The sequence below is a fragment of the Xanthobacter autotrophicus ATCC 700552 genome, assembly GCF_043194565.1.
GTDB classification, from domain to species: domain Bacteria; phylum Pseudomonadota; class Alphaproteobacteria; order Rhizobiales; family Xanthobacteraceae; genus Xanthobacter; species Xanthobacter autotrophicus_F.
In genome coordinates this window covers 16999-33075 of sequence record NZ_JBAFVS010000002.1, presented here as the reverse complement: position 1 = coordinate 33075, position 16077 = coordinate 16999, and the positions used below count along the sequence as shown (strand labels likewise).

General features: G+C 69.6%; 19 protein-coding genes. 6 read left to right on the top strand and 13 right to left on the bottom strand.

The features are described from left to right. Positions 1–128: 128 nt before the first annotated feature. Complete coding sequence (locus tag V5F48_RS02015; protein WP_394039581.1) at positions 129–500, top strand: DUF423 domain-containing protein; 372 nt, start codon at positions 129–131, stop codon at positions 498–500. 11 nt (positions 501–511) lie between these two features. Here the strand turns inward: V5F48_RS02015 and lpxK are convergent, their stop codons facing one another. From lpxK to V5F48_RS01980, 7 genes are all read right to left on the bottom strand, one after another. After that, on the bottom strand, positions 512–1573 hold the full coding sequence (lpxK, locus tag V5F48_RS02010) for a tetraacyldisaccharide 4'-kinase (RefSeq protein ID WP_394039579.1): 1062 nt from the start codon (positions 1571–1573) through the stop codon (positions 512–514). Positions 1574–1575: 2 nt separating this feature from the next. Beyond that, on the bottom strand, positions 1576–2871 hold the full coding sequence (locus tag V5F48_RS02005) for a 3-deoxy-D-manno-octulosonic acid transferase (RefSeq protein ID WP_394039577.1): 1296 nt from the start codon (positions 2869–2871) through the stop codon (positions 1576–1578). Beyond that, positions 2868–3566, bottom strand: a complete 699-nt coding sequence (locus V5F48_RS02000; RefSeq protein ID WP_394039575.1) for a lysophospholipid acyltransferase family protein — start codon at positions 3564–3566, stop codon at positions 2868–2870. The genes V5F48_RS02005 and V5F48_RS02000 overlap by 4 nt, the downstream gene beginning before the upstream one ends. A 169-nt stretch (positions 3567–3735) precedes the next feature. Continuing rightward, complete coding sequence (locus tag V5F48_RS01995; RefSeq protein WP_394039573.1) at positions 3736–3981, bottom strand: DUF4170 domain-containing protein; 246 nt, start codon at positions 3979–3981, stop codon at positions 3736–3738. A gap of 12 nt (positions 3982–3993) precedes the next feature. After that, positions 3994–4860 carry a 3'(2'),5'-bisphosphate nucleotidase CysQ gene (locus V5F48_RS01990; protein ID WP_394039571.1) on the bottom strand — a complete coding sequence of 289 codons (867 nt, stop codon included), beginning with the start codon at positions 4858–4860 and terminating at the stop codon, positions 3994–3996. Positions 4861–4954: 94 nt separating this feature from the next. Next, positions 4955–5899, bottom strand: coding sequence for a 4-hydroxybenzoate octaprenyltransferase (gene ubiA, locus V5F48_RS01985; RefSeq protein ID WP_394039569.1), 945 nt, complete (start codon positions 5897–5899; stop codon positions 4955–4957). Positions 5900–5936: 37 nt separating this feature from the next. Beyond that, positions 5937–6425 carry a hypothetical protein gene (locus V5F48_RS01980; protein WP_394039567.1) on the bottom strand — a complete coding sequence of 163 codons (489 nt, stop codon included), beginning with the start codon at positions 6423–6425 and terminating at the stop codon, positions 5937–5939. A gap of 455 nt (positions 6426–6880) precedes the next feature. On the opposite strand from V5F48_RS01980, the gene V5F48_RS01975 reads away from it, so the two are divergent. The 5 genes from V5F48_RS01975 to V5F48_RS01955 all read left to right on the top strand — a co-directional run bounded on the left by V5F48_RS01975 (position 6881) and on the right by V5F48_RS01955 (position 11112). Further along, positions 6881–8641 carry an acetolactate synthase 3 large subunit gene (locus V5F48_RS01975; protein ID WP_394039565.1) on the top strand — a complete coding sequence of 587 codons (1761 nt, stop codon included), beginning with the start codon at positions 6881–6883 and terminating at the stop codon, positions 8639–8641. Between the two features lie 195 nt (positions 8642–8836). Next, the gene (gene ilvN / locus V5F48_RS01970; protein ID WP_282641254.1) at positions 8837–9352 is read left to right on the top strand and encodes an acetolactate synthase small subunit; all 516 of its coding nucleotides are present in this window, start codon (positions 8837–8839) and stop codon (positions 9350–9352) included. Between the two features lie 179 nt (positions 9353–9531). Further along, positions 9532–10551 (top strand): ketol-acid reductoisomerase, encoded by a 1020-nt coding sequence (gene ilvC, locus V5F48_RS01965; RefSeq protein ID WP_394039562.1) that lies wholly within the window; start codon positions 9532–9534, stop codon positions 10549–10551. Positions 10552–10640: 89 nt separating this feature from the next. Beyond that, the gene (locus V5F48_RS01960) at positions 10641–10955 is read left to right on the top strand and encodes a BrnT family toxin (protein WP_394039560.1); all 315 of its coding nucleotides are present in this window, start codon (positions 10641–10643) and stop codon (positions 10953–10955) included. A 19-nt stretch (positions 10956–10974) separates the two neighbouring features. Further along, a complete protein-coding gene (locus tag V5F48_RS01955) occupies positions 10975–11112 on the top strand; it encodes a hypothetical protein (RefSeq protein WP_394029348.1) in 138 nt (45 codons plus the stop codon). A 112-nt stretch (positions 11113–11224) separates the two neighbouring features. On the opposite strand, the gene V5F48_RS01950 is transcribed toward V5F48_RS01955, so the two are convergent. The 6 genes from V5F48_RS01950 to V5F48_RS01925 form a co-directional block, all read right to left on the bottom strand. Beyond that, on the bottom strand, positions 11225–11710 hold the full coding sequence (locus V5F48_RS01950) for a YybH family protein (RefSeq protein ID WP_394039558.1): 486 nt from the start codon (positions 11708–11710) through the stop codon (positions 11225–11227). Positions 11711–11832: 122 nt separating this feature from the next. Next, a complete protein-coding gene (locus V5F48_RS01945) occupies positions 11833–12444 on the bottom strand; it encodes a cysteine dioxygenase family protein (protein WP_394039556.1) in 612 nt (203 codons plus the stop codon). A 21-nt stretch (positions 12445–12465) separates the two neighbouring features. Further along, a complete protein-coding gene (locus tag V5F48_RS01940) occupies positions 12466–13251 on the bottom strand; it encodes an alpha/beta hydrolase (RefSeq protein ID WP_394039554.1) in 786 nt (261 codons plus the stop codon). A 270-nt stretch (positions 13252–13521) separates the two neighbouring features. Next, positions 13522–14568 carry a 5-oxoprolinase subunit C family protein gene (locus V5F48_RS01935; protein ID WP_394039552.1) on the bottom strand — a complete coding sequence of 349 codons (1047 nt, stop codon included), beginning with the start codon at positions 14566–14568 and terminating at the stop codon, positions 13522–13524. Beyond that, on the bottom strand, positions 14565–15338 hold the full coding sequence (locus V5F48_RS01930) for a 5-oxoprolinase subunit B family protein (RefSeq protein ID WP_394039550.1): 774 nt from the start codon (positions 15336–15338) through the stop codon (positions 14565–14567). The genes V5F48_RS01935 and V5F48_RS01930 overlap by 4 nt, the downstream gene beginning before the upstream one ends. Next, positions 15322–16077, bottom strand: coding sequence for a LamB/YcsF family protein (locus V5F48_RS01925; RefSeq protein ID WP_394039548.1), 756 nt, complete (start codon positions 16075–16077; stop codon positions 15322–15324). Before V5F48_RS01925 ends, V5F48_RS01930 begins: the two co-directional genes overlap by 17 nt.

The window sequence follows — 16077 nt, the reverse complement described above, 5'->3', positions numbered from 1 at the left end:
TCCGGCCGCCGCCCTATAGAAGAGTTGAACCGCCGCGCGCGAGATGCCGCAAGATTCCCCAATGGGAACCCTGCAACGCGATCCTGCGACGAGACCCTGCCATCCCTTCGCCTTGCGGACCCCGCTTCATGAATCCCTGGACCCGTAGTCTTCTTGTCCTTGCCGGCCTCATGGGGGCCGCGGGCGTTGCCAGCGCTGCCGCCGCAGCCCATGTGGGCGGCGGGGCGAACCTGGAGACGGCCGCCCACTTCCTCCTGTTCCACGCCTCGGCCCTGGTGGGGCTTTGTGCCCTCAGCCTCATGCTCGGGCGTGGACGCGCGGTTCTGCACCTGGGTGCGAGCGCCATTGCGCTCGGTGCCCTGCTGTTTTCCGGTGATCTGGCGTCGCGGGCCTTGATGGAAGTCAAGCTTCTGGGCGGCAGCGCGCCTTTCGGTGGCTCGCTGATGATCCTTGGCTGGCTGACGATCGCGGCCTCCGCCCTCGTCGCGCGCCGGGCCTGAACCTCTGCTTCTTAAGCGCGACGGTCCCGCCAGCGCGCCTCGGCACGATCGATCAGGGCGTCGAGCGCCTGGGGATCATCAAGGGTCAAGGTGACCGGCAGGGTGGCGATGGCGTCGAGGACGCCCGCCAACGCCTCCCCGGCGAAGGTTTGCCCGGCGAAGGTTTGCCCGGTAAAGGCTTGCCCGGAGAGGCGCGCCCGGTCCTTTTCGGTGGTCACCAGCCGCGCGCCCTGCGCCCGCGCGGCCTGCGCCAGGCGGGCGATCTCGGCCGGGTGGAAGGGGTGATGGTCGGCGAAGGCGTGCCGCGCCAGCAGCGTCAGTCCTTCCCCCTCCAGCGTCGCGAAGAATTTCTCCGGCCGGCCGATGCCGGCGAAGGCGATGAGCGGCACCCCGCGCAATGCCGCCACCGCCGCCGGATCGGGCACCAGCCGGCCGCGCAGCACGGCGCATCCGGCTTGAGCGGCCTCAGTCGCCATCGCGTCCCCGGCCGGGCCGTCGCCCACCACCAGCACCGCATCGGCGCGCGCTAATTGGGGCTTGAGCGGCGCGCGCAGGGGGCCGGCGGGGGTGATGCAGGCGTTGCCGACGCCCACCGTTCCGTCCACCACCAGAATCGAGACATCCTTGTGCAGGGATGGATTCTGGAAGCCGTCGTCCATGACGATGTGGCTCGCGCCTGCTGCCACCGCCATGTCTGCACCCGCCCGCCGCGCGCCGCCGGCGACGATGGTGGGGGCGTGGCGGGCAAGGAGAAGCGCCTCGTCGCCCACGGCGTCGGCGCCGTGGAGCGCCGGGTCCACCTGCAGTGGCATCCGCGCCGTGCCGCCATGGCCCCGCAGCAGGGCGAACGGCGTCGCGCCACGGGCTTTGAGGTGCTCAAGGAGGGCGATGGCGGTGGGCGTCTTGCCGGCGCCGCCCACGGTGGGATTGCCGATGCACAGCACCGGCGCGTCCACCTGCCCGCCGGCCTTGCCCATGCGGGCGAGCGCGATGGCGCCCACCACGGCGCCGATGGGGGAGAGCAGGGCAGAGGCAAGACCGGGACGGCGCCACCAGAAGGCGGGCGCGCGCATCCTCAGCGGGCCTCGAGGCGAATCTGGATGAGATAGGGCTCGATGGCCGACAGCGTGCGATCCAGCGCACCGCCCAGCGCCGTGACCGTGGCGAAGGCGGCATCGGCCATCTGGCCCTGAAGCTGGCTGTCCTGCATCAGGGCGTAGGCGGCGCGGGCGATGCCCATGGCGTCGGCCACTTCCGCCGCGCCCTCGGCGGCGTCGAGGGCGTCATAGACGGCGGCGAAGTTCCACACATGGGGGCCGTGGAGCACCACCGTCCCCAGCTTGGCCGGCTCGATGGGGTTCTGCCCGCCGTGCTCCACCAGCGAGCCGCCCATGAAGGCCACCTGCGCGAGGCGGTAGAACAGGCCCAGCTCGCCGATGGTGTCGGCCACATAGATGCCGGTATCCGCGTCGGGCCATTCCTCGAAGGCGCGCTGGCGCGGGGCAAGGCCGGCGGCCTCGGCCAGCTCCGCCACCTCGCTGCCGCGCTCGGGATGGCGCGGGGCGATGATGGTGAGGAGGTCGGGAATCCTTGAGGTGATGATGCGGTGCGCCTCGATGATCGCGCCTTCCTCCCCCTCGTGGGTGGAAGCGGCGAGCAGCACCGGGCGCTTGCCCACGGCGAGGCCGAAGCGCTTCAACGCGGCGGCATCGACGCCGGGCGGCGGCACGTCGAACTTGATATTCCCGCAGATCTCCACGCGGGGCGTGCCCAGGGAGCGGAAGCGTTCCGCGTCCACCTCGCTCTGGGCCAGGCACAGGTCGATGCGCGAGAGCAGGGCGCGGGCGCTCTTGGGCAGGCGGGCCCAGCGCTTGGCCGAGCGCTCGGACAGCCGGCCGTTCACCAGCACCACCGGGGTGCCGCGCCGGCCGAGCTCGGCGATGAGGTTGGGCCACAGCTCCGATTCGGCCAAAAGCACGAGGTCCGGCGCCCAGTGGTCGAGGAAGCGGGCGATGAAGCCGCGCGCGTCGAGGGGCACGAACTGGTGGATCACCCCGGGTGGCGCACGGGTCTCGGCTACCCGGCTGGAGGTGAGGGTGCCGGACGTCAACAGCACCTTGAAGCCGCGCTGGTCGAGCCGCTCGATCAGCGGCAGCACCGAGATCACCTCGCCGACGCTGGCCCCGTGCACCCACACCAGCGGCCCGTCCGGGCGCTCGGCGCTGGGATGCCCGCGCCGCTCCGCGAGGCGGGTCGGGTCTTCCTTGCCCTTGCGGACCCGGTAGGAGAGCCAGGCCGGCGCGAGGAGCGAGGCCGCAGCGCTCGCGCCCCGGTAGAGGCGCAGGGTCATGGGCAGGGTGCGACCCTTCATGCAGTGCCTGCTTCGGCGGCGATGGCCTCGGCGCGGGCGGTGACGGCCTCAAGCCGGGCCTGCACCAGGTCGCGGGCGGCTTTCAAGGTCGCCTCGTCGGCGTCGCGCGGCACGAAGATGGGTTCGCCCACCACCGCGGCGCCGCGGCCGAACGGAAGGTTGAGGCTGGCGCGGTCCCAGCTCTTCAGGGTGATGCGGTTGCGGGTGGCCATGGCGAGCGGGATGATAGGGCGTCCGGAATACCGCGCAATGGTCACGACGCCCATGCCGGCCCGGCGGGCGATCTTCGGCACGTCGGCGGTCATGGCCACGTTGATGCCCTGTTCCAGGGTGTCGAGCATTTCATAGGTCGCGGAGACCGCGCCCTTGCGGTGAAAATCGGTGCGGGAGGTGGCACCCGAGCCGCGGATGGTGCCCACCCCGAGCTTCTCCGCGGCGATGGCGTTGATTTCCGCATCCGCGTGGCGGGAGATGAGCACCTTCGCCTTGTGATGGGGCTTCATGGCGAAGGGCGTGAGGAAATGCTGCCCATGCCAGAAGGTGATGATCACCGGCATGCGCTCGTCGATGGTCTCGAAGATGTCCGGCGGCTCGATCACGAACCGCGTGGTGCGCGCCACGAGCTTGAAATAGGACGCGAACGTCGTGCCCGCCGCCACTTTGAAGGCGTGGTTTGTCCTCAGTCGCCGCCACATCTTTTGGTCTTTTCGCTCCAGGCTGCGTGGCCGGCGGCTCCTTGCCGGGACCGGCCGACGCTCCTTCTTATTCGATCTTGGAGACGAAAGTACAGGCCGGATCTGTGCAACCCGACCGCTTCCCCCTCATGGGTCCCGCCCCCTCGCAGGGGGCGGGCATGATGCCGTGTCAGCTGCCCTGGACCTTGCCGGTCTCGGGATCGAGCAGGCGGTGCAGGTGCACGACGAAATAGCGCATCAGGGCGTTGTCCACCGTCTGCTGCGCCTTCGCCTTCCAGGCGGCGGCCGCGCTGGCATAGTCGGGGAAGATGCCGACGATGTCGAGCTTGGAGAGATCCTTGAACTCGGCACCGTCCAGGGTGGTGAGTTCACCACCGAAAACGAGGTGCGGCAACTGTTTGTGCGTGTCAGTCATGGCTTGTCCCAACTAGCGCTGATCTAAAGTGGCGTTGAAAAACGGAGGCTGCGGCGCGCGCTCCACCAGCGCGGCATGAAGCGCGGGGCCGGCGCAGATGAGCTCCGGGTGGCGCGGCTCCGGCGCGTTGTAGGTGAGCGGCGTGCCGTCGCGCGTGGTCAGGAGGCCGTGGGCCTCGTGCACGATGAGGTCGGCGGCGGCCAGGTCCCAGTCGTTGCTGTTGCCGGCGGCGAAGGCGACATCGATCTCGCCGGTGGCGACGCGGGCGAGGCGCAGCGCCAGAGAGCGCACGCGCGGCAGGCGCTCCACCGGCGCGCGCCGGGCGAGGGCGTCGAGGTCGGCGGGCGGGCCGGCGACCCGTGCGCCGTCGAGGGTGTGGCGCGGCGCCACCTTCAGGGGGACGCCGTTGCGCACGGCGCCGCGGCCGGCAGCGGCGGTGAACAGCTCTCCGGTGGCCGGTGCGAACAGGGCGGCGAGGATGGGCCGGCCTTGCTCCACCAGCGCCACCGAGACCGCCCAGTCGTGGCCGCCGGCCATGAAGCCGCGGGTGCCGTCGATGGGGTCCACCACCCACAGCCGGCGGGCGCCGAGGCGCGCCGGGCCATCGGCGGATTCCTCGGAGAGCCATCCGATGCCGGCATCCAGCGCGGTGAGGTGCCGGTGGAGAAAGGCATCCACCGCCATATCCGCCTCGGTGACGGGGGAATTGTTGCCCTTGGTCCACGACTTCACGCCGGCCTGGAACATGGCGAGCGCAATCTCCCCCGCCGCCGTCACCGTTTCGGTGAGCTGGCGCGCCAGGGTGTCCGTGGCCGGGATGTCCGTGGCCAGGGTCGCGGGGTCAGGCCCGTCGGGGCCGCTCGTGGGCTCGACGCTCATGGTCCTGCCACATAGGGGCGTCGGCGTCCCGAGGCAAGATGACTCGTGCTGCACTGCGTCAATGCCGCGCCCCTGTGGAGCGCTCGAACACGCCTCAGGGCAGAAGCGGGGCGAGCGTGTTGGGCGCGAGGGTGTCGAGGGCCAGGCCCGCGAACAGGATCAGGCCGGCGTCGCGGTTGGACTTGAAGACGGCAAGGCAGCGCGCGCCGTCATCGATGTCGAGCCGGCGCACCTGCCCGGCCAGGTGCAGGGCGAAGCCGATCAGTCCCATCACCGCGAACGGGCCGGCCGGAACCGAGAGCAGGGCGAGGCCGAACAGCACCACCACCAGGGTGTAGCACAGGGCCACCACCAAAGCGGTGCTGCGGCCGAACAGCAGCGCGGTGGAGCGCACGCCCACGATGGCGTCGTCCTCCTTGTCCTGGTGGGCATAGATGGTGTCGTAGGCGAACACCCACAGCACGCAGCCGGCGAACAGCAGCAGGGCCGGATCGGCGATGGTGCGCATCACGCTGGCCCAGCCCATGAGCGCGCCCCACGAGAAGGCGATGCCCAGGATGAGCTGCGGCACCGAGGTGACGCGTTTCATCAGCGGATAGATCGCCACCACGCCCAGGGACGCAAGGCCGGTGATGATGGCGAAATGGGGCAGGGACAACAGCACCGCGAGGCCGACGAGGGCCTGCGCCGCCAGGAAGGCGAAGGCCGCCGGCACGCTCACGGCACCGGAGGCGACAGGGCGGTTGCGGGTGCGCGCCACCTGACGGTCGATCTTGCGGTCGAGGATGTCGTTCCAGGTGCAGCCGGCGCCGCGCATGGCCACGGCGCCGATGGCGAACAGCACCAGCAGCCAGGGATCGGGAAACGGCGCGTCGTCGGCGATGGCCGCGAGCGCGGTGGACCACCAGCACGGCAGCAGCAGCAGCCAGGAGCCGATGGGCCGGTCCAGCCGGGCGAGCCGCAGATAGGGACGCACGCGCAGGGGCGCGAAACGATCGACCCAATTGCCGCGTGCAGCGTCGGCGACGGGTGGGGTCATCGCCCCATCGCTGGAACCTGAGGACAATCCGACCGCCTCACTTCAGCGCGTTGCCGTTCAGCGTGTCGAACACGCCACCGCTCTTCTGCGAGCCGAGGCTGTAGCCGGTGGTGATGCCGAGCGCGCTCGACAGGGAGCCCTGCGGCGGCGGCTTGGCGGCACCGCCGCCGGGCGCGGCACCGCCGTTGGCGGCGGCTTCGCAGATCTTGTTGCGGACGCCCACCGCCTTCTTGGCGCCTTCGGCGGCATTTTCGATGGCCTGGGGCGGAATTTGGCACCAGTCCTTGTTGTCGCCCAGGAACTTCACCCACTTGGCCTCGGCGGTGGTGTAGGCGCGGAACAGCGGGCACAGGGTCTGCGGGTCGGCCTTCTTCTTGATGGCGGCCTGCAGGGTCTTGCCCTTCTCTTCCAGCTCCCCGCGCACGGAGGCGACATCGCTCTGGCAATCCGCCAGGGCGGCGCCTGCCGACAGCACGGTCCCGACCAATACGGCCGAGGTGGCGAATGCGAGCGTCAGTTTCTTCATGAGGCCGAGCCCCTCCTCATTCCACCCCTGCGGAACCTTGTGGTGATATACACAGCCCAAAGATGGGGCAATATCGGGGCGGATGGCGAACAGAGCCTATCATTCGTTCCCTAACGGAATTTTGCCGCCTGGCATCGGAAGGCCAGTGGCAGCGCTTGACGGGCGGCCCGCGCATGGGTAGCTTCGCGCAACTTTTGAAAGGGACAGCGCCCACATGCGCAAGATCGTTATTCTTCTCGTAGGGTGGCGCGCCACTTTTTGTCCAGCCTGAGGGCTGCGGCAGACGAGGTGGCGCGTGACGAGGGGCCTTCGGGCCCCTTCGTCGTTTCTGAAGGGTTTCGGCGTCCGGCCTCGGCCGCCGTTCGTGACCGAGATGCCGGCGAGGCCGGCGTTGATGCAGGATTTGCCGGCACATGCCGGTGGGGCCGAAGGTGCCCCCGATGGAGTTGCAGACCATGAGCATCCAGATGACCGGCGCCGAAATGGTGATGCGCGCCTTCGCCGACCAGGGGGTCGAGCACTTCTTCGGCTATCCGGGCGGGGCGGTGCTGCCCATCTATGACGCCCTGTTCCAGCAGAACGCCATCGAGCACATCCTGGTGCGCCACGAGCAGGCGGCGGTCCACGCGGCGGAGGGCTATGCCCGCTCCTCCGGCAAGGTCGGCGTGGTGCTGGTCACCTCCGGCCCCGGCGCCACCAATGCGGTCACCGGCCTCACCGACGCGCTGATGGATTCGATTCCCCTCGTCTGCATCACCGGGCAGGTGGCGACCCACCTCATCGGCAACGATGCGTTCCAGGAATGCGACACGGTGGGCATCACCCGCCCCTGCACCAAGCACAATTACCTTGTGCGCGACGTGAACGACCTCGCGCGCGTGCTGCACGAGGCCTTCTATGTGGCGCAGAACGGCCGGCCCGGCCCGGTGGTGGTGGATATCCCGAAGGATGTCCAGTTCGCCACCGGCACCTACATCGGCCGCGAGAACATCCAGCACAAGACCTACCGCCCCAAGCTGAAGGCCGAGGACGCGCAGATCGCCGCCGCGGTGGAGATGATCGCGGGCGCGAAGAAGCCCATCTTCTACACCGGCGGCGGCGTCATCAATTCGGGGCCGGAGGCCAGCCGCCTGCTGCGCGAGCTGGCGCGCCTCACCGGCGTGCCGGTCACCTCGACGCTGATGGGCCTCGGCGCCTTCCCGGCGGCGAACCGGCAGTGGCTGGGCATGCTGGGCATGCACGGCACCTATGAGGCCAACATGGCCATGCACGATTGCGACGTGATGGTCTGCATCGGCGCGCGCTTCGACGACCGCATCACCGGCCGCCTCGACGCCTTCGCGCCGGGCTCCAAGAAGATCCACATCGACATCGACCCGTCCTCCATCAACAAGAATGTGAAGGTGGACCTGCCCATCATCGGCGACTGCACCCGCGTGCTCGCCGACATGGTGGAGGCCTGGAACGCAAGGTCGCTGAAGATCGACCAGCCGGCGCTCGCCGCCTGGTGGACGCAGATCGAGCGCTGGCGCTCGCGCAACTGCCTCGCCTATCGCGCCTCGGACGAGATCATCAAGCCGCAGTTCGCCATCGAGCGCCTGTATGCGGCCACCAAGGACAAGAATGTCTACATCTCCACGGAAGTGGGCCAGCACCAGATGTGGGCGGCGCAGTTCTTCCGCTTCGAGGAGCCGAACCGCTGGATGACCTCCGGCGGCCTCGGCACCATGGGCTACGGCCTGCCCGCCGCCATCGGCGCGCAGAAGGCCCACCCGGACGCGCTGTGCATTGATATCGCGGGCGAGGCCTCCATCCTCATGAACATGCAGGAAATGTCCACGGCGGTGCAGTTCGACCTGCCGGTGAAGGTCTTCATCCTCAACAACCGCTACATGGGCATGGTGCGCCAGTGGCAGGAGCTGCTGCACGGCGGGCGCTATTCCCACTCCTACTCGGAAGCGCTGCCCGACTTCGTGAAGCTGGCGGACGCCTATGGCGGCGTCGGCATCCGCTGCGAGAAGCCCGGCGACCTCGACGCGGCGATCCAGGAGATGATCAACGTGAAGCGCCCGGTGATCTTCGACTGCATCGTGGACCAGCAGGAGAACTGCTTCCCCATGATCCCGTCGGGCCGCGCCCACAACGAGATGATCCTCGGCGACATGGCCATCGACCTCGACGCGGCCATCACCGACGAGGGCAAGATGCTGGTGTGAGGGCGGGTCGCATGCGCCCCCCGCGCTCCCCCCCTCTCCCCTGGCGGGAGAGGGGCCGGGGGTGAGGGGGAGACGCCGGGACCACCCCCCGGCCACCGACAAGCCGCGACATACCCCTCACCCCGTCCCTCTCCCGCAAGGGGAGAGGGAGATTCTTCCCTGGCGCCCCGCCTCCTTTTCCTTCAGAGCCCCGCCATGTCCCAATCCCCCGAGACCATTGAACGCCACACCCTCTCCGTCCTCGTCGACAACGAGCCGGGCGTGCTCGCGCGCGTCATCGGCCTGTTCTCCGGCCGCGGCTACAATATCGACAGCCTCACCGTGTCCGAGGTGAGCCACGAGGGGCGGCTGTCGCGCATTACCATCGTCACCACCGGCACGCCCATGGTGATCGAGCAGATCAAGAACCAGCTTGACCGCCTCGTGCCGGTGCACAAGGTGCGCGACCTCACCGTGGAAGGCACCGCGCTGGAGCGGGAACTGGCCATGGTGAAGGTGCGCGGGCTGGGCGAGGCCCGCGGCGAGGCGCTGCGCCTCGCCGAGGCGTTCCGCGCCCGGGTCATCGACGCCACCCGCGAGAGCTTCGTTTTCGAGATCACCGGCAAGTCCGACAAGATCGACCAGTTCGCCTGGCTCATGGAGCCGCTGGGCCTGGTGGAAGTGGCGCGCACCGGCGTGGTCGCTATCTCCCGCGGGCCGGAGGCCATGTAGCCTGGAGGCCGGCCGGGCAGGTGAGCCTCTTCGTCATGTGAGGCAGCGCCTCGCGCCGGGCAGGGCGGAAAGCGGCCCTCCGGTGCGAACGGCTGTTCCCATTTGCCGCGATCCGGTGCAAAGGGACGCCCGGCGCGGATCACCCCGACATTCAAGACAACGCCCATAAGGAGAAAACCATGCGCGTTTACTATGATCGCGACGCCGACCTGAACCTGATCAAGGGCAAGAAGGTCGCCGTCGTCGGCTATGGCAGCCAGGGCCATGCCCATGCGCTCAACATGCGCGATTCGGGCGTGAAGGACGTCGTGGTCGCCCTGCGTCCCGGTTCCGCCACCGCCAAGAAGGCCGAGGCCGAGGGCTTCAAGGTGATGAGCCCCGCCGACGCCGCCAAGTGGGCCGACGTGGTGATGATGCTCACCCCCGACGAGCTGCAGGGCGACATCTATCGCGAGAGCCTCGCCGACAACATGAAGCACGGCGCGGCGCTGCTGTTCGCCCACGGCCTCAACGTGCACTTCAACCTCATCGAGCCGCGCCCGGACCTCGACGTGCTGATGGTGGCCCCCAAGGGCCCCGGCCACACCGTGCGCTCCGAATACCAGCGCGGCGGCGGCGTGCCGACCCTCATCGCCATCGCCCAGGACGCCTCGGGCAATGCCCATGACCTCGGCCTCTCTTACGCCTCGGCCATCGGCGGCGGCCGCGCCGGCGTCATCGAGACCACCTTCAAGGAAGAGTGCGAGACCGACCTGTTCGGCGAGCAGGTGGTGCTGTGCGGCGGCCTCGTGGAGCTGATCCGCGCCGGCTTCGAGACCCTGGTGGAAGCCGGCTACGCCCCGGAAATGGCCTATTTCGAGTGCCTGCACGAGGTGAAGCTCATCGTCGACCTCATCTATGAGGGCGGCATCGCCAACATGAACTATTCCATCTCCAACACCGCCGAGTATGGCGAATACGTCACCGGCCCGCGCATCATCACCCCCGAGACCAAGGCGGAGATGAAGCGCGTGCTCACCGACATCCAGACCGGCAAGTTCACCCGCGACTGGATGCTGGAGAACAAGGTGAACCAGGCCTCCTTCAAGGCCACCCGCGCCCGCGTCAACGCCCACCCCATCGAGGAAGTGGGCGAGAAGCTGCGCGCCATGATGCCCTGGATCAAGGCCAAGGCCCTCGTGGACAAGACCAAGAACTGAGGGTTCGGATTACAGCCACGGTAAATTTTCTTTTAACGTGGCTGTAATCCGTCCGATGTAGGTATTTCATTCTGCATCGGAGGTGCTTCGTGGGCGAAACCGACGATCTCGAATGGGATGACAGGAAGGACGAGGCGAACCGTGATGCGCGCGGTTTGCCTCTCCCCCTTGCGGCGCTTCTTTTCGATGGCCGCCCGCGCGTAGACGACGTCTCGGTGAAATCGCCTGACGGAGAGACCCGTTTTGAAACGTTGGCGCAATACGACGGGCGCGTGCTATTCTGCGTTTGGAAATGGAACGGCGAGCGGCGCCGCGTCATTTCCCTGAGGATCGCCCATCGGAGTGAACGCCGTGCCTACCAAGAAGCAATTGGAAGAGGCCGATCGTCTCGCAAAGACGATTGATTGGGCGAAGTTCGATGCCATGTCGGACGAGGAAATCCGCGCGCACTGGGCCTGGGACAAGGATATGACCTGGCCCACCGACGAGGAACTCGCCGAGTTCGATCTCGTCATTCCCGCGAAAAGCCGGCGCAAGCCGCCGAAGGAAGCCGCCGAATAGGTTCGCGCGCTCCTGCGCGACCGACTGGCGCATGCGGATGGCCGCCGTGGCCGGGCGGAAGGCCTTGCGCCGAGGATTTCCCGCCCCAAATCCCCCGCCCGGCTTTCCAGCCTCACCGCGTCCCATAGGCCATGTAGCGGACGATGCGCCAGACGCCATCCGGATCGCGCCGGAAGACGTCGAGGCCCTGCTCGGCCCAGCTTTCGCCCTTGTCCGGCCCGCTGTTGTCCGGGGCGCTGAGCGTGGAGGTCCAGGTGAGGCGCACCGCGGCCATGTCGCCCGAAACCAGAATGTCGTGGATCGCCACGGCGTAGGTGAGCCTGCGGTCCGGCTTCGCCAGCGCCGCGTTCAGGCGGGCGCAGACCGAGGCCTTGTCGCCCGCCGCGGCGGTTTCCACGTCCGATTGCAGGTCGGCGGCGAAGAGGTCGCAGGCGCGGGTTGCATCCCCCGCGTTGAAGGCTTCGGCCCAGCCCGTGAGTCGGGCGCGGATCGCGGCGGCATCGGATGCCCGGGCCGCCTCGCCGGCCGCTGCGGCCCCAAGCGAAAGCGGCAGCGCCAGAGCCACCGATGCGAGAAGCAGGGCGGCGCAACGTGGCATGGGCGGCTCCATGAAGGACGGGGACCCGAGGAGACGGGGACCTGCGAGATGGGTTCCTGCGGGGGATGTCACACCCGTCCGGCTCCCGGCCTCGGGCGAGGATAGCGCGCTTGTGCCCGGCTTCAATCCACGATCTGCGTCTGGATGGTGAGGATGTCGTAGGCCGGCGCCTCGGGCGGGTTGGCGTAGAGGCTGGTGAAGGAAGAGGCGCCGCCATCCGCCGTGATGGCACGGCGTGCGAGGCCGCCGATCTCCCCGCCATAGACCTGGATCGCGATGGCCACTTCCACCTCTGAGGCATTGGCGATCTTCAGGCCATCGCCGCCCTTGGGCGAGAAGGTCTCCACCACCCCGGCAACCAGCGCTTTCACCGCAGCGCGGGGCGCGGGCGCGGCGCCATCGGGCAAGGCGAAGCGCTGGCGGTGGAGGGTGCCGCGCAGCACGCCGAAAATCTCCCAGAACGGCTCCTGGCACAGGGGCAGGTCGGCGCCGCCCGACAGCACCGTGGCCACCACGCTGAAGCGCTCCATGCCGTCCGCATAGAGCTGGTACTGGCGGAACGGCGCCTCACCGGCGATGGCGAATGCCGCCGGCAGCCAGTCGTCGGCGGCGACGAGACGGCCCATGAGGTCGGCGCCGATCATCAGGATCTCGCGCGGATCATCCGCCAGCTCCACCATGGACTGGATGTCCCAGATGAAGCGCTTGAGGGCGGGCGGAACGGGTTCTGTCACGGGCGTGTCCTCGCGGCGGCTTCAGTGGTCATGATCATCGTGATCATGGTCGTCGTGATCATGATCGTCGTGATCGTCGTGGTCATGATCGGCCTTCGCGGCGCGGGGCTTCACCAGCGTGGCGGCGAGGACGGTGCCGGCGGCGAGGATGCCGTCGTCGTCGATGGCGTGGCCGAGGCCCGGCCGGCGCATGCTTTTCGCCGGCACGCCCAGCGTCTTCAAAAGCTCGCGGGTGGCCACCATCTGCGCGAAGGGGACCACCGCGTCCTCCTCGCCGTGGATCAGCAGCACCGGCGGCCGCGCGCGGATCTCGCCGACCAGATCGTCCCCCTCCGGCAGCGCGCCGCAGAAGCCGATGACGAGGGCGGGGGATGCGGCGCGGCGCAGCCCCACATGGAGGGCCAGCATGGCTCCTTGCGAGAAGCCGACAAGGGCGAGGTGGCTGTCGGGCAGCCGGCGCTCGGCCAGCATGCGGTCGAGGAAGGCGTCGAGCCACGGCCCGGCGGTGGCAAGGCCTTCGGAAATGGCGGCGGGCGTCATGTCGCCGGAGGGGAACCAGCGCCGGCCGCCGCCGGGGGCCGGGAAGGGAGCCTCGGCGGCGAGGAAGTCGGCCTTGGGCATCTCCGGCGCCCAATTGAGGGCGAGGTCGATCACGGTCTGCCCGTCGGCGCCCTCCTCGTGCAGCAGCACCACGAGCCAGGCCGGCTTGCCGCAGGACAAGGCGGCGATCTTCGGCCCCGCGGCGATGGGGAAATCCGCCGGCAGGTCCGGCCCGGCTGTGGCTGTTCCGGCGAGGTCCGTACTCATGGACGCGCCCCCGCGGATGACAGGTGCGGGGCCAACCGTCCGGTGTCACACGCGTGTCGGGTTCCGCACGCGGAGGGGCGGGTCGCGCGTGCGATCAAAACGTCATGTGTCGTCAAGGCCATGGCCGGCCCCACTTGCCATCGCGCCCCTGTCGCAGGGGCTCCACGGGGGTGATCTGGCAAGAAATGGGCCGCAGCCCGGTCCCGGCTCTTGCCGGGCGCGGTCACAAGACCACCGGTCCCGGTCTTGGACCGGGGCCAATGGTGGGTCTCAGCCTGCCGGCGCCGTGGCGCTCACCACCCCGCTCACCAGGTTGAGGCCCAGCAGGAAGTCGGACGGCAGCTCGGTGCGGATGAGCGGCACGCGCTCCACCGGCCGCGCCAGCGCCTCGGCCTGGGTGCGGCGCGCCGCCACCGCAGTCGCGATGTCCACCGCGGCGAAGCGGAAGCGGGCGCCGGGGCGCAACTGGGCGAAGCTGCCGAGATCGGCGCCGATGACGGTGGCGATCTTGGGATAGCCGCCGGTGGGCGCGCGGTCCGCCATCTGCACGATGGGCAGACCCTCGCCCGGCACCTGTATGGCGCCATGGGCGATGCCGTCGGAGACGATGTTGAAGCCGCCGGCGTGGGTGAGGGGCTCGCCTTCCAGCAGGTAGCCCATGCGGTCGCTGCGGCCCGAGAGGGTCCACGGCTGGGTGAGGAAGCGCTCCACCACCTCACGCGCGAAGAAATCATCCTGCGGGCCGAGCACCACGCGGACCACGTCGCGCGAGCGCTCCAGCCACGGGGCGATGAGCCGCGCCGGGGCGGTGGGACTGAGCTCCGCGTTCGCGCCTACGGGCAGGCGGTCGCCGGCCTTCAGCGGTCCGCCGTCGAGCCCGCCGAGGCCGGAGCGGGTATGGGTGGCGGTGGAGCCGAGCACCGGCGCGAGGGCAAAGCTCCCCGCCGCCGCCACGTAGCACCACGCCCCCGTGGGGCCGGCGCGCAGGGAAAGGGCGGCGCCGGGCTGAAGCGTCAGCACCAGCGGGGCTTCCAGCTTCTGGCCGTCCAGCATCACGGCGAAGGGCGCGCCGGCGATGGCAAGCGTCACCGGCCGCTCTTCCGCCGCGAGCGAGAGGCCGCCGAGCCCCACCTCGATGGCGCTGGCGCCGGCCGTATTGCCCACGGCGAGGTTGGCGGTGGCGTGGGCGAGGGCATCCATGGGTCCGGCCCCGGTGACGCCGAAGCGCAGGTAGCCGTGCCGGCCGCTGTCCTGGATGGTGGTGCCGGGACCGGCGGAGACGATGCGCAGGGCGGCTGCGCAGGTTGGAGCGCTCATCGGCCCGCCTCCCGCCGTGCCACCACCTCGCCCGCCGCGGCGCGGGCTTCCAGCGCGTCGAAGGTGGCGCGGTCGATGGGCTCGAACATCAGGTCGTCGCCCACTTCGAGCAGCACGGTCGGGGTGCGGGTGAGGGAGAACATGCGCTCCGGCGTGCGGCCGATGAGGAACCAGCCGGTGGGCATGGAGACGGTGGCGATGCTGGCGAGCCCGCCGGCCATCATCACCACGTTCGGCGGATGGGGCGGGCGCGGCTTGAGCCGGCGCGAGACCTTGGCGAACGCTTCCGGCAGGCCGCCGAGATAGCAGAAGCCGGGGGCGAAGCCATACATGTAGAGCCGGTAGCGCGCACCGGAATGCAATGCCACCACCTGCTCCGGGGTGAGGCCGGTGGTTTCGGCGATGGTGGCGATGTCCTCGCCGAATGCGGGATCATAGCAGCAGGGAATGGTCCAGAGCGCGCCGCGCCGCCCTTGCGCGGGAGCGGCCTGCGCCAGAGCGGTCACCTCGGCGGCGAGCGTGGCGCGGTCGATCACCAGCGGGTCGTAATGGATCATGAGCGAGCGATAGGTGGGCACGCTCTCGCGCACGCCGGGCAGGGCGCGGGCGGTGACGGCGGCATCAAGGGCAAGCACCCGGTCGCTGAGGACCGGGTCAACCTCATCGCCGAACTCGGCGACGAGGGCGGTTTCCCCGGCATCCAGCAGGCGCGGCGCCGGCAAGTCCGGCGAAGGACCACCAGGCGAGGGACCGTCAGGCGAAGGGGACAATGGAAATGCCCTCGTCTTCGAGCCGCGCCCGCACACGCCGGGCGGTCTCCACCGCATGGGCACTGTCGCCATGCACGCAGATGGAGCCGATCTCGGTCGGCAGCGGCGTGCCGGATGCGGTGACGATGGCCCCGGCCTTCACCATGGCCACGACCCGTGCGGCCGCTTCGTCCGGATCGGTGATGACCGCGCCGGGCTGGCCGCGCGGCATCAGCAGGCCGGCTTGCGTGTAGGCGCGATCGGCGAAGATCTCGGCGATGGGGGTGAGCCCGGCCGCGCGGGTGGCCTCAGCCTGCGCGCCCAGCGGCCCGGCGAGGATGGGCAGGCGTTTATCCACCGCCTGCACCGCGCGGGCGATGGCGGCGGCGACCTCCGTGCTCTCCTCCGCCATGTTGGAGAGGGCGCCGTGGGCCTTCACGTAGGACACGCGGTGGCCGGCATAGGCGGCGAGCCCCTGGGCGGCACCGACCTGATAGGCCACCAGCCGCTCGATCTCCCCGGTGGAAAAGGGGATGCGGCGCCGGCCGAAGCCCCACAGGTCGGGAAAGCCGGGATGGGCGCCGACGCTGACGCCCTTTTCCTTCGCCAGAGCGAACACGCGGGCCATGATCTCCGGGTCCCCCGCATGCAGGCCGCAGGCAAGGTTGGCCGAGGAGACGATGTCGAGCAGCGCCGCGTCGTCGGTGATGGCGTAGGCGCCGAAGCCTTCGCCGAGGTCGGAATTGAGGTCCACTTGCAT

Coding starts and splice junctions, on each gene's coding strand:
- ilvN (WP_282641254.1), top strand. CDS start 8,837: ATGTCCCAATCCCCCGAGACCATTGAACGCCACACCCTCTCCGTCCTC.
- V5F48_RS02000 (WP_394039575.1), bottom strand. CDS start 3,566: ATGTGGCGGCGACTGAGGACAAACCACGCCTTCAAAGTGGCGGCGGGC.
- lpxK (WP_394039579.1), bottom strand. CDS start 1,573: ATGCGCGCGCCCGCCTTCTGGTGGCGCCGTCCCGGTCTTGCCTCTGCC.
- V5F48_RS01990 (WP_394039571.1), bottom strand. CDS start 4,860: ATGAGCGTCGAGCCCACGAGCGGCCCCGACGGGCCTGACCCCGCGACC.
- V5F48_RS01975 (WP_394039565.1), top strand. CDS start 6,881: ATGAGCATCCAGATGACCGGCGCCGAAATGGTGATGCGCGCCTTCGCC.
- V5F48_RS01940 (WP_394039554.1), bottom strand. CDS start 13,251: ATGAGTACGGACCTCGCCGGAACAGCCACAGCCGGGCCGGACCTGCCG.
- V5F48_RS02015 (WP_394039581.1), top strand. CDS start 129: ATGAATCCCTGGACCCGTAGTCTTCTTGTCCTTGCCGGCCTCATGGGG.
- V5F48_RS01950 (WP_394039558.1), bottom strand. CDS start 11,710: ATGCCACGTTGCGCCGCCCTGCTTCTCGCATCGGTGGCTCTGGCGCTG.
- V5F48_RS02005 (WP_394039577.1), bottom strand. CDS start 2,871: ATGAAGGGTCGCACCCTGCCCATGACCCTGCGCCTCTACCGGGGCGCG.
- V5F48_RS01925 (WP_394039548.1), bottom strand. CDS start 16,077: ATGCAAGTGGACCTCAATTCCGACCTCGGCGAAGGCTTCGGCGCCTAC.
- ubiA (WP_394039569.1), bottom strand. CDS start 5,899: ATGACCCCACCCGTCGCCGACGCTGCACGCGGCAATTGGGTCGATCGT.
- V5F48_RS01935 (WP_394039552.1), bottom strand. CDS start 14,568: ATGAGCGCTCCAACCTGCGCAGCCGCCCTGCGCATCGTCTCCGCCGGT.
- V5F48_RS01995 (WP_394039573.1), bottom strand. CDS start 3,981: ATGACTGACACGCACAAACAGTTGCCGCACCTCGTTTTCGGTGGTGAA.
- V5F48_RS01955 (WP_394029348.1), top strand. CDS start 10,975: ATGTCGGACGAGGAAATCCGCGCGCACTGGGCCTGGGACAAGGATATG.
- ilvC (WP_394039562.1), top strand. CDS start 9,532: ATGCGCGTTTACTATGATCGCGACGCCGACCTGAACCTGATCAAGGGC.
- V5F48_RS01980 (WP_394039567.1), bottom strand. CDS start 6,425: ATGAAGAAACTGACGCTCGCATTCGCCACCTCGGCCGTATTGGTCGGG.